The organism is Paraburkholderia polaris (genome assembly GCF_012927345.1).
Classification (GTDB): Bacteria; Pseudomonadota; Gammaproteobacteria; order Burkholderiales; family Burkholderiaceae; genus Paraburkholderia; species Paraburkholderia polaris.
Genome location: NZ_JABBGJ010000016.1, coordinates 144,201 through 155,619, shown reverse-complemented (window position 1 = coordinate 155,619; position 11,419 = coordinate 144,201). Strand labels below are relative to the sequence as shown.

Annotated in this window: 8 protein-coding genes; 4 read left to right on the top strand and 4 right to left on the bottom strand. The window is 59.2% G+C overall.

Going from position 1 to position 11,419, the window contains the following annotated elements; genetic code table 11:
* Positions 1 to 1,043: 1,043 nt before the first annotated feature.
* Positions 1,044 to 1,787, top strand: coding sequence for an acetoacetyl-CoA reductase (phbB, locus tag HHL24_RS16850; RefSeq protein ID WP_169486572.1), 744 nt, complete (start codon positions 1,044 to 1,046; stop codon positions 1,785 to 1,787).
* A 157-nt stretch (positions 1,788 to 1,944) separates the two neighbouring features.
* Here phbB and HHL24_RS16845 read toward each other — a convergent pair whose 3' ends face one another.
* Positions 1,945 to 2,934, bottom strand: a complete 990-nt coding sequence (locus HHL24_RS16845; RefSeq protein ID WP_169486571.1) for a LysR family transcriptional regulator — start codon at positions 2,932 to 2,934, stop codon at positions 1,945 to 1,947.
* Positions 2,935 to 3,104: 170 nt separating this feature from the next.
* On the opposite strand from HHL24_RS16845, the gene HHL24_RS16840 reads away from it, so the two are divergent.
* The 3 genes from HHL24_RS16840 to HHL24_RS16830 all read left to right on the top strand — a co-directional run bounded on the left by HHL24_RS16840 (position 3,105) and on the right by HHL24_RS16830 (position 7,474).
* Positions 3,105 to 4,325, top strand: coding sequence for a fumarylacetoacetate hydrolase family protein (locus HHL24_RS16840; RefSeq protein WP_169486570.1), 1,221 nt, complete (start codon positions 3,105 to 3,107; stop codon positions 4,323 to 4,325).
* 75 nt (positions 4,326 to 4,400) lie between these two features.
* The gene (locus HHL24_RS16835; protein WP_169486569.1) at positions 4,401 to 5,738 is read left to right on the top strand and encodes an MFS transporter; all 1,338 of its coding nucleotides are present in this window, start codon (positions 4,401 to 4,403) and stop codon (positions 5,736 to 5,738) included.
* Positions 5,739 to 5,908: 170 nt separating this feature from the next.
* A complete protein-coding gene (locus HHL24_RS16830) occupies positions 5,909 to 7,474 on the top strand; it encodes a UxaA family hydrolase (protein WP_206002891.1) in 1,566 nt (521 codons plus the stop codon).
* Positions 7,475 to 7,551: 77 nt separating this feature from the next.
* On the opposite strand, the gene HHL24_RS16825 is transcribed toward HHL24_RS16830, so the two are convergent.
* The 3 genes from HHL24_RS16825 to HHL24_RS16815 form a co-directional block, all read right to left on the bottom strand.
* Positions 7,552 to 8,898: an MFS transporter gene (locus HHL24_RS16825; RefSeq protein ID WP_169486568.1), complete on the bottom strand. Its 1,347-nt coding sequence runs from the start codon at positions 8,896 to 8,898 to the stop codon at positions 7,552 to 7,554.
* 81 nt (positions 8,899 to 8,979) lie between these two features.
* Entirely contained in the window at positions 8,980 to 10,059 is a 1,080-nt protein-coding gene (locus HHL24_RS16820; RefSeq protein WP_169486567.1) for a Gfo/Idh/MocA family protein, read from the bottom strand.
* 289 nt (positions 10,060 to 10,348) lie between these two features.
* Positions 10,349 to 11,404: an aldo/keto reductase gene (locus HHL24_RS16815; protein ID WP_169486566.1), complete on the bottom strand. Its 1,056-nt coding sequence runs from the start codon at positions 11,402 to 11,404 to the stop codon at positions 10,349 to 10,351.
* Positions 11,405 to 11,419: the final 15 nt, after the last annotated feature.

Genomic DNA, 11,419 nt, shown 5'->3' with positions numbered 1-11,419 from the left:
CTTCCGGCGAATGCTATTTCGTCAGCGTTTTTTATTACCAATTGTTCAAGAGGTCCATTCATGCGTCTGGACGCACGATAGACGCCATTCAAAGAATCAACTTTCATTCTGAAGATGGGGTTTTAACGTTGCTGTCACATCTTTTACGATGATCGTCACTGGCTAGCCGCGACGTCTGCTTGCGTGCCGAGTCGAACTACAACACAAACGTTATGTTCATGAAGAGGATTACTAATGGCATGTATGCAAAGCGTTTCATGAGCCGCTTCTGGGACGCTGGTCCGTGCCGACGCCGCGCCCGCAGGATGTCGCTAAACCTTGATCAACGAGATTTCACAGCTTCGCAAACATGGCTCGACACTCTGAACGCAGCGGCGCGCCGAAGCAGAGTAACGGGCGATAAATAGTTGTGAAAGCGATTTTTTGCGCAAAACAGTTGTGCGCAAAACAGGTGGACTGGGAAATGGGTTTCACGCCGCCGACGGCGTGTGGCAATCGCCATGCGCGAAACCGGTCCGTCGCGCCCGAGTTGGCACAACGTCTTTGGCTCTTTTCTGCGCACTGTCGTCGGCGCAAGGCCCGTCGTAGCAATTAGTTTCTGTGGGGAAAGTATGAAACCGTCAAGTGCCCTCTTGTGATCGCAAGAGGTGGCTGAAATAATCATCTCGCATGCTTGTTCAAACGGCATGCCTGACATCTTCGGACCGCATTCGATACGGGTGTAACGGGTACCCGGCAAGACCATAAAAGGTGGGACCTGAGAGAGACCGTTACGGCGCGCGGTCAGTGTGTGTCGCGCGCCCGTTAACGGCCAGGAATCAGCGAATGGCCTGCGTGGCGCATTGTCACCCGCAGGTGATTCAAACTTCATTTGCGCAATACCAGAAGCCTACAAAAAGCCGCGCAGTTCGATCAATGCTGGAACCACCATTCTCTGCATCCTGGGAGGAGGTGACGCATTGTTGCAATCCAACGGCGGGTTGTGCGGGACGGCCATTGGATATTCTTGATCCTCGCAGATACTACGATCACGGGCGGAAAGGATGACGAAGCGAATCGTTGTAGTAACGGGCGGTATGGGCGGACTTGGAGAAGTGATTAGCACGAAACTGCATGATGCCGGTTATGCCGTCGTAGTAACGCACTCGACGGTCAATACGGGTTCGGACGACTGGCTGGCTGGCATGGAATCTCAAGGGCGCAATTTTCGCGCATATCCGGTCGATGTGGCCGACTATGACTCGTGCCAGCACTGTGTAGCAAGAATTCAGGTTGAAGTCGGCCCGGTCGACATATTGGTGAACAACGCCGGGATCACGCAGGATATGACGCTCAGGAAGATGGATAAGGTCAACTGGGACGCGGTGATTCGCACCAATCTGGATTCGGTGTTCAATATGACCAAGCCGTTGTGCGAAGACATGGTCGCGCGAGGCTGGGGCCGAATCATCAACATCTCGTCCGTCAACGGTTCGAAAGGCTCGATCGGCCAGACCAATTACGCCGCGGCCAAGGCTGGCATGCACGGTTTCACCAAATCACTGGCGCTGGAGGTCGCGCGCAAAGGCGTAACGGTTAACACGATTTCGCCAGGCTATCTCGCTACGAAGATGGTCACTGCGATTCCGCAGGAGATTCTGGAAACAAAGATCCTGCCGCAGATTCCAGCCGGTCGTCTGGGCAAGCCAGATGAAGTCGCGGCCCTTGTGAGGTATCTGTGCTCGGACGATGCAGGTTTTGTGACCGGGTCCAATATCGCCATCAACGGCGGCCAGCATATGCATTGAGGCAGGGGCCTGTGACGTCGTAGCGTCATCGCCACAATCCGTCGTTCGGTTGTGGCGATGAGAAAGCGACGCGACTTAGTCGCTCATTCCGGGCTCGCGAAAGGCCAGGTGCGGTGTTCTAAGGCCATCGTCGGTACGCTTTCGTTGATCCATATGGTCACGTTGCCTCATACGATCCGTCCCGCGTTGGAAGCGCCTGATCGCCCACACGCCCGGCGACCGAACGCAGAATGGTGATGAATTCCTGCATGGGCTGCGACGGCAACTCGTACTTGCGCGTGACGATACCGTAGCTCGTCATGGTCCGCTTGATGGGAACGGGCAGGTGCCCGAGCAGACCCTTACTCACATATTTTTCGACGGCGGCACGCGGCTGCAGCGAGATCATATCGGTGGCCTGCAGCAGTTCCAGTGTCGAAAAGATTGACGGTGTTTCCACCATGCCCACCGGCGCAGGAATGCCCGCGCCGGCGAACGTTTCGTCGAACAGCTGCCTGATAGCCGTTGCTTGCGGATAGAGAATCCATGGCCACGTGCCAAGATCGGCCAACTCCAGCCGCCGCCGTTGCAGCAACGGATGATGCTGTCCGACCACCACCCAGACCGGTTCCCCAGACAGCACCTCGAAGTCGAACAGGACTTGATGGCGCGGCTCCGTCAGACGGCCGACCATGACGTCCAGCTTCTTTTCTTCGAGCCAGACCGCCAGTTGGTCGCTGCTCTGTTCGACTAGTTTGATAACCAGTTGCGGCCGCTGCTGGCGAATCTCCCTGATGCCCGTAATCACCACCTGAGCGGCCGAAGCCGAGATAGCACCCACTGTGAGATGACCGTAGCCACCGTCACTCAGGGTGCTGAACTCGCTCACGAACTTGCCCAGATCCGCTACCGCCGTGGTTGCGTAGCGCACGGACAATACGCCGAGATCGGTTGGGCGCATCTCCCGTGGCAACCGTTCGAACAACTGGGCGCCGAACATCGATTCGATGTCACTCAGGATTTTTGTCGCCGCAGGCTGGGTGATGAGCATCTGTTCAGCTGCGATGCGCAAGTTGTGCGTGCGTCCGAGGGCATCGAGCAGTTGAAGATGTCTGAAGCGCAGCCTTGCGAGGACGCTCGACGTACGCACGGTAAATTGTCTGGACATGGGGTAAACACGCAAGAACTCATAACCGGATGGAATCGATTGTACTGAATAAGAGATTGGATGTTTATCGGTTGGCTGCCTAGAGTGGCAACTGAAGTGGCAACTGAGCGAATCAAGGCGCGAACTGGCAGCAAGCCGCGAGCGCCAGACAAACATCCGTGGAGACAGACATGACATCCCCGCTTTCACTTAGCGTAACGGACACCCTTCCGTCGGACGGGTTGGCCGGCACACTTGTCGGCCGCGCCTGGGTTCCTGCCACGCAATCGATGCCCGCGGGTCCCGCCGTAGTCGTCTTGCGCGCCGACGGCGTGTTCGACATTTCCGACGCGGCACCGACCATCAGCAGCTTGCTGGAGCGGGAAGATCCGGTCGCGACAGTGCGAGCCGCGAGTGGCCGCTGGATTGGCAAGCTGGACACGATCATCGCCAATACGGCCGATGCAACGGGCGGTTTGGCGCGCAACCCGGGGCACGTCCATCTGCTCGCGCCTTGCGATCTGCAGGTCATCAAAGCAGCAGGGGTAACCTTTGCGGCGAGCCTGATTGAACGCGTGATCGAGGAGCAGGCAAAGGGCGACCCGCAAGGCGCGGTGCGCGTGCGAGACCAGATCAGGTCTGTCGTCGGCGATAGTCTCACCAGCATCCGGCCGGACTCCGCCGAGGCGCGCGAATTGAAGGCGCTGCTGATCGAGCAGGGACTATGGTCTCAGTACCTGGAAGTCGGAATCGGCCCTGACGCGGAAGTCTTCACAAAAGCGCCAGTGCTGGCAGCTTTAGGCACGGGCACGGAGATCGGGCTGCATCCGAATTCGGCCTGGAACAACCCGGAGCCGGAAATCGTGCTGTCGATCGACAGTCGCGGCCGCACGCTCGGTGCGACCTTGGGCAACGACGTCAATCTGCGCGACTTCGAAGGACGCAGCGCGCTCCTGCTTGGCAAGGCGAAGGACAACAATGGCTCGTGTGCGATTGGTCCTTTCCTGCGGCTTTTCGACGAGACTTTCTCGATCGATGATGTGCGCCATGCGACAGTCGATTTGCGCGTTGAGGGCAGCGACGGGTTTGTCTTGCGAGGGTCGAGTTCGATGGACCAGATCACGCGCGACCCGCTCGAGCTCGTTTCGCAGACGATCAGTTCGACCCACCAGTACCCCGATGGCGCGCTTTTGTTCCTCGGGACGCTTTTTGCACCGATCGAAGACCGCGACGCCGCTGGCGCGGGCTTCACACACAAGCTGGGCGACATCGTGAAGATTTCGAGCCGGCAGCTCGGCACGCTGGTTAACCGGGTCAACCACAGCGACCGCATCGAGCCGTGGACCTTCGGCGTGCGAGCGCTGATGGCGAACCTTGCTGTACGAGGACTACTCGACACTGCCTCTCTCTGATCACGTATGAACCCGCTCTAACTCGCCATAACAGACACAGACCGGCATACCCGGCTTCCCAAGGAGACAGACGAGATGCAGACTCAACACGTTACAGAAGAGCCGCTGGAAAGCGCAGTGCGCAAGGCGCGCCTGCGGCTCGCGCCCTTCCTCGCGCTGATGTTCGCGCTATCGATGCTTGACCGTTCGAACGTCGGGTTTGTCAAACAGGCCCTTCAAGTCGATTCGAACATCGGCAACGCGGCGTTTGCGCTCGGGGCCGGAATCTTTTTCATCGGCTATGCGGTGTTCGAGATCCCGAGCAATCTGATGCTGCACCGGGTGGGGGCGAAGATCTGGTTGAGCCGGATCATGGTCACCTGGGGGCTTGCGTCGGCGGCCATGATGTTTGCGCACAACGAGACCGCGTTCTATGCACTGCGTTTTATTCTGGGCGTGGCCGAAGCCGGTTTTTCGCCCGGCGTCATCCTCTATTCCACGTACTGGTTCCCCGCGCGCGAACGCGGCAAGGCGCTAGGCATCTACTACTTCGGTTTGCCCGTGGCGCTCGTGCTGGGCAGCCCGCTGTCAGGCTATTTGATGGAAGTCATGGGTGGCCGCCTCGGGCTGCACAACTGGCAATGGATGTTCCTCATCGAAGGTCTCGCTGCGTCAACTGCCGGCATCGTCGCGTTCTTCTACCTGGTTAGCAAACCGGGCCACGCGAAGTGGCTGACGTCGGCCGAAAAAGACGCCCTGGAAAACGCCATTGCAGCGGAAGACCGGCACAAGGTCGCGCATGGACCGGCTACTGCGTTGACCGCGCTGCGCAACTGGAACGTGCTTCGCTTTGTATCGATCTATTTCGCCATACAGGTCAGCGTGTATGGCGTCATCTTCTATCTGCCGACGCGGATTTCGGAGCTGACGGGTACCGCCATCGGCGCGAAGGTCGGCTTTCTCACCGCCATCCCCTGGCTGTGCGCACTCGTCGCACTGCGCTTTATCACCGGATACGCGGATGCGAAAGGCAAGCATCGGCAGCTCGCCGTCGCCATGCTGGCGATCGCCGCAGCGGGCATCGCACTATCGACCCTTGGTAATCACATCGGACCCGTGCTCGTCGCATTCTGTATCGCGACGGTCGGCTTTGTTGTCGTTCAGCCGCTCTTCTGGACCTTGCCGACGGCCTACCTGAGCGGTACCGCGGCAGCGAGCGGTATTGCGATGATCGGCGCGCTCGGCAATCTCGGCGGTTTCATCGCGCCGACGTTGAAGACGGCAGTGGAGACGCTCTTCCATAGCCAGCGCGCGGGCATGTTCACCCTTGCATTGGCAGGTGCCATCGGCGTGCTTCTGCTTCTGAGCATCGGCTTGCGTCCGCGCGGCGTACCTGAAGCGCCGATAGGCCCGGCCAAAGCGACGCTTCGTTAGGCACATGCAGACACGCTGCAGACGATTTAACCGGACACTCACATGACCATTCCCGGACAACATTTCATTGGCGGACGACGCGGCGCTTGCGCATCGAATCATGCGCTCGTCGGCCTTGGTGCCGTAACAGGCGAGGCAGTGCGCACAACACAGATCGAGGAGGCCACGTCATGACCTTCGACGCTGAAAACGCAATGGCCGATGCTTCGTCGACCATAGAGCCAGTCGTGCAACTGCATCCCGATGACGATGTCGTCATCGCGCGGCACCAGCTTATCGCGGGCATGCGTATCCGCAGTAGTCTTGCCGTACGCGGGTTGATCCCGGCAGGTCATAAGCTTGCCGTTCGCAGCGTCGAAGCGGGTGCGCCTGTACGGCGCTATGGGCAGATCATCGGCTTTGCGACACGCGCCATCGAAGCGGGGGAGCACGTCCACACGCACAACCTTGCGATGGGCGCCTTCGATCGGGACTACGCTTTCGGCGCCGATGCGAAGCCCACGTCGACGGTCGCAGCAGCGGCACGGTTCATGGGCATCGTACGCGCCGACGGGCGTGTCGCAACGCGCAACTACATCGGTGTTCTCACATCGGTCAATTGCTCCGCGACCGCAGCTCGCGCCATTGCGGATTACTTTCGTCGCGATATCCATCCGCAAGCGCTTGCGGACTATCCAAACGTTGATGGCGTGATTGCGCTGACGCACGCTCAAGGCTGCGCGATCGATTCCGAAGGCGAAGCGCTGGCAATGATCCGGCGCACCCTCGGTGGCTATGCGCGGCATCCGAATTTCGCTGGCGTACTGATCGTCGGGCTGGGCTGCGAAACGAATCAGATCGACGGGCTTGTGCAAAGCCAGGGTCTTACGCCCGGCGCGGCGCTGAAGACGATGACCATTCAGGCGACCGGCGGCACGGCGCGCACGGTGGCGGCGGGCATCGAACAGGTCAAGGCGATGCTCGTGGAAGCGAACAACGTACGGCGCGAGCCCGTCGATGCAAAGCACCTGGTGATCGGCTTGCAATGCGGCGGCTCAGACGGCTATTCCGGCATTACGGCAAATCCGGCACTCGGCGCGGCAGTCGACCGTCTGGTCGCGCGTGGTGGAACGGCGATTCTCTCCGAAACCCCCGAGGTCTACGGCGCCGAACATCTATTGACGCGCCGGGCGGTGTCACGTGAAGTCGGCGAAAAGCTGATCGAGCGGATTCACTGGTGGGAAGCTTACTGCGCGCGCATGAATGCCGATCTGAACAACAATCCATCGGCCGGGAACAAGGCCGGTGGGCTGACAACGATCCTCGAAAAGTCACTCGGCGCCGTTGCGAAAGGCGGCACAACCAATCTGGTTGACGTATACCGGTACGCGGAACTAGTCCGTGCACACGGTCTCGTCTTCATGGATACGCCGGGCTACGATCCGGTTTCGGCGACCGGGCAGGTCGCGGGTGGGGCAAACCTGATCTGCTTTACGACCGGTCGCGGCTCCGCCTATGGTTGCGCGCCGTCGCCATCGTTGAAGTTGGGAACCAATACCGCTTTGTGGCAACGCCAGGAAGAGGACATCGACCTGAATTGCGGCTCGATTCTCGAGGGCGAACGAACGGTCGACGAACTCGGTGAAGAGATCTTCCAGCTCATGCTTGCAACCGCGTCGGGCCAGGCATCGAAAAGCGAGATGCACGGATACGGCCAGAATGAATTCGTGCCTTGGCAGATTGGCGCCATCACATAGAGCGGCGATCGCGTAGCGCTCAAAAGTCAAAACCAGTTCTGCAGCCACTTGGGCAGCGTAAGTCCTCGTATAGGAGCCTAGTTCGACTGCATAACCCGGTACGCGTCCCGCTCCTGCTTCTTCGGCGGCACGATCATTTCGATTTTGCCGACGAGGAAGATATACGAAAGGATGCCCAAAACGGCGACGATCGACACGTACCACATCGCATAGTGGAAGCTATGCGTGCGCTGCAGGATCATGCCGAAAACGATGGGCGTAGTAATGCCGGACAGATTGCCGAACAGATTCAGGAAGCCGCCCATCGTACCGATGAAATTGCGAGGAATGACATCCGTAAACACCACCCAGCCGAGATTCGCGACGTTGTTTCCGAAAAAGGCTAGCGAAAGGATCCCGATCGCGATGATGGGCTGGTTCTCGAAAAAATTGACGGTGACGATCATGGCCGTCAACACGAGGCCGACTATCACCGGCAACTTGCGCGCGAGCGTGACCGATTTACCCTTTTTCAGGAGGCTGTCACTGAGAAAGCCGCCCGCCAGCATGCCGACCATCGCCATGAGATAGGGAATGGATGCGCCCAGCCCCGCTTTGGAAAGCGTGAGATTCAATGCCTTTTCGAGGTAGACAATGAACCATGTCATGAAGAAGATCAGTGTCGAGTTGTAGGCGAACTGCGTGATGAACAGACCCCAGACAGTTTTGTTCTTGAGGAAGTACAGGACGTCGTCTCTCGCGACCACAGCGCCGACCGTGGATTGATCCTGAGATCCGTAGCCACCGCCGGCCTTGATCAGGTCGAGCTCGGCCTGACCGGTTTTCCTGCTGTCTTTGGGGTCGCGATAAACGATCAGCCAGTAGACTCCAAAGACGATTCCCACTCCACCCGTTGCATAGAACACCATTTGCCAGCCGTAACGGCTCGTCAGAAAAGTCAGGACGGGCGTGAACAATGCAAGACCGATATATTGCGAACTGATATAGGTCGCCGTCGCCCGTGCGCGTTCGTTCTTCGGAAACCAGTTCGCGACGATCTTCGTATTCGAGAGATACGACGGCGCTTCAGCGAGGCCAATCAGGGCCCGGCAGACCAGCAGCACCGCAAATGAGGCGCCCAGGGTCGCGAAAAGATGATGTGAAGCAAAGCCCATTGCGAATGTACATGTGCTCCAGATGACGATTGCACTTCCGTATAGAACCCTCGATCCGATTCGATCAAGGAGATACCCGACGGGAAGCTGGGCGGCCGCATACGTCCACGTGAACATCGAAAAGAGCAGGCCGAGCTGGGTCGGAGAAAGGCCGAATTCCCCCTGGATCCTGCTGCCCGCGATCGAGAGATTCGCACGATCCATGTAGTTGATGGCCGTGACTACAAATAATAGAAAAACAATGAAATATCGGGTCTTTGTTGTTTTCATGATGTTGCATTCAAGAAGCCGTCTGGAGGCTCGCCCAAACATGCATTGCCCGCATGGGACACCGGCGACTCGTCGCCCTGCTCAGAGTGGGAGTTTTACAACCGCATTGTTCTGCGTGCTGCGATAGATGGCTGTGAACAGTTCTACGGTCTTCCGGCCGTCCAGTCCGTCGATCAAAGGCTTCGTGCCGTTGCCGACGGCAGTCAGGAAATCATCGATTTGCTGCTCGTGGTAGAAGTACAGCGACTCCGCGGAATTGAAATACTCCGCATCCGCTGTTTTCCACTCGGCGAGCATTCCTTCTTCGCCTTTAATCGTCCAGATATCGTTGTATGGCGGTTCGGTGATGGTTGAGACACCGGCGATGAACATCGCACCGCCGTCTGTCTGCACACCGACCGACGCGCCGTTATCTCCGTGGATATGGACCTTCCCGTACAAAGCAGGATTCTGTGCGTTGCTGACCAGAACGTTGGCAATCGCGCCGTTTTTGAACTTGATGATGGCCGCCGCAGTGTCTTCGACCTCGATGTAGTCGTGGTTGACGTTCTTCCACACGCCGTAGACCTCATCGATATCGCCCAGATACCAGAGCAGCAGATCGAGCTGATGAGGTGCCTGGTTCACGAGCACGCCGCCGCCTTCGCCAGCCCACGAGCCGCGCCAGGGATCGCTTTCGTAGTACTGGCGGTCGCGCCATCCAAGCATGACCACGTTGCCGATCGCAGGGCGGCCAATCTTGCCCGCATCGATGGCCTGCTTGATTCGCATCGCGGACGGATAAAAGCGCCGCTGGCACACGACGCCGACCGTACGCCGGTGTTCTTCGGCACATGAAAGGATGGCGTCGCAGTCTTCGAGCGAAGAAGCGAGGGGCTTCTCGATGAGAACGTGACAGCCGCTTTTCAAGGCGGCGATCGCAACGGGAGCGTGCTGAGGATGCGGAGTGCAGATGCATACCACGTCGACCTGCGCGGCTTCCACCATCTCTTCGACGCTATCGAACGCATGCACGCCATATTGTTCGGCGAAGGCCTTTGCTCGATCGAGAGAGGTGCTGCATACCGCGACAAAGTCCGAGTCTTCCAGATTGGAGAGTGCCCGGGCATGGAAATGACCGACCTTTCCACAACCGACGATGGCTGTTCTGAGTTTTTTCATGGTGATTCGGTGTTACGTCGTTAGCTTGAATGCGAGCGAGGCGCCGCTGCCACCGGCCCGGTGGCAGCGCACGATGTCGATCGCGGATGAGTGACGCCGGGAATGAAGGGGCATCCATCGGCTTGATGGCGCGGCAGGCTCATGACGGCGCGCCACGGTCAAGTGAAGTCGCTGCACGCGCGAGTCGACTTCACGATGGAGCTACTGCGATCCGGCCAAGGGGGACATCTGGGTATGACCTGCGATCCTTCAGGGCGGCCGGGGAGGGCGATCCCGGCCGCATCACACGCTACGCCTTGAGATGGGGTCCCAGCAGGGACAGGTCCGCAACTGAAAGACGATCGTGCGCGGTTTGCACCTGATGCCAGTACGGGTAGAGGAGGGGCGGCGCGCTCACCTTGTCGAGCCGCTCGCGCTGTTCGGCGCTCAGCCTGAGGTTTGCCGCGCCGAGGTTGTCGAGCAGTTGCTTTTCGTTGCGCCCGCCAATGATGACCGACGTGACGGCGGCGCGCCCGAGCGTCCATGCGAGCGCGACCTGAGCGGCCGAGACATTCTGCTCGCCGGCGATCTCGACAAGCGTGTCGACAATCGACCACAGTCGTTCGGCGTCGCGGATCGGCGGCTCCGTCCAGCCGGCGAGCTGACGCGTGCCCTCGGGCGTCGCGTCGCGGCGGTGCTTACCCGACAGCAGGCCGCCTGCGAGCGGGCTCCAGACGAGAATGCCCAGGCCTTGATCGAGTGCGATCGGCGCGAGTTCGTATTCCGCTTCGCGTGCTTCGAGCGTGTAATGGATCTGCTGGCTCACGAAGCGCGGCAGGCGATCGCGCTCGCTCACATGCAACGCCTTCATCAGGTGCCAGCCTGAGTAGTTCGAGCAGCCGACATAGCGGACCTTGCCGTGCCGGACAAGCAGGTCGAGCGCTTCAAGCGTTTCTTCGAGCGGCGTGAGTCCGTCCCATTCGTGCACCTGGTAGAGGTCGATCACGTCGGTCTTGAGACGGCGTAAGCTTGCCTCGCAGGCTTCTATCAAATGATGTCGTGACAGACCCCGGTCGTTCGGGCCGTCACCCATGGGAAAGCGGGCTTTCGTCGCAATCAGTACGCCGCCTTTGCGCTTGCCGCCGAGCACCTCGCCGACGATTTCCTCCGACGCACCGTTTGAATAGACGTCCGCAGTATCGATCAGGTTGACACCCGCGTCGATGCACATGTCGATCTGTCGGCGTGCCTCGTCGAGGCCAACCTCGCCGACGCTCGCGAATTTGCCTTTGCCGCCCATCGTCATCGTGCCAAGCGTGATGGTCGACACTTTGAGGCCCGAACGGCCAAGTTGACGGTAGTCCATGATGAAACAATCTCC